The following is an 800-nucleotide window of genomic DNA, read 5'->3' on the forward strand; positions in this document are numbered from 1 at the left end:
GGCCCACACTTCGCGGTCGGGGGCCCCGAGTTTCGCGCCGATCGCGGCGGGAACGGCGTATCCCATGGTGCCCAGCCCGCCGGAGTTGAGCCAGGTGCGGGGTTGTTCGAACCCGACGAAGTGCGCGGCCCACATCTGGTGTTGACCGACCCCCGACGCGTAGATGGCGCCGGGTCCTGCTGCTTTTCCGACGGCTTCGATGACGAACTGCGGTGAGAGCATTCCGTTCGCCGGTGTGGTGTAGCTGAGGGGATATTGGCCGCGGATCCGGTCCAAGACCTCACGCCAGCCGGTCAGGTCCGGTGGGGGTGAGGTCTCGAACCTATGGCGCAGGGTGGTGAGCAGTTCAGTGAGAATGCGGCGGCAGTCACCGACGATCGGGACGTCGGCGTGTCGGTTCTTGCCGATCTCGGCGGGGTCGATGTCGGCGTGGATGACTTTCGCGTGTTGGGCGAACGAGTCGAGGTGGCCGGTAACCCGGTCGTCGAATCGGGCGCCCAGTGCGATCAGCAGGTCACTTCTCTGCATTGCGGCGACAGCGGCGACGGTGCCGTGCATTCCGGGCATGCCGTAATGCAGCGGGTGGCTGTCGGGGAAGGCGCCGCGGGCCATGAGGGTGGTCACTACCGGGATTCCGATGAGTTCGGCGAGGTCGAGGAGTTCGACGGCGGCGTCGGCTTTGACCACCCCTCCGCCGACGTACAGCACGGGCGCGGTCGACGACGTGATGAGTGCGGCGGCGGCTCGGATCTGTTTGGCGTGCGGTTTGGTCACCGGCCGGTATCCGGGCAGATGCAACT

General features: G+C 66.8%; 1 protein-coding gene. It reads right to left on the bottom strand.

What is annotated here, in order from left to right; genetic code table 11:
• The coding region (locus tag ACFWJO_RS40300; RefSeq protein ID WP_386873323.1) for a thiamine pyrophosphate-dependent enzyme at positions 1-800 on the bottom strand (800 nt) is incomplete at both ends.

Source organism: Streptomyces sp. NPDC127092, assembly GCF_042722475.1.
Classification (GTDB): Bacteria; Actinomycetota; Actinomycetes; order Streptomycetales; family Streptomycetaceae; genus Streptomyces.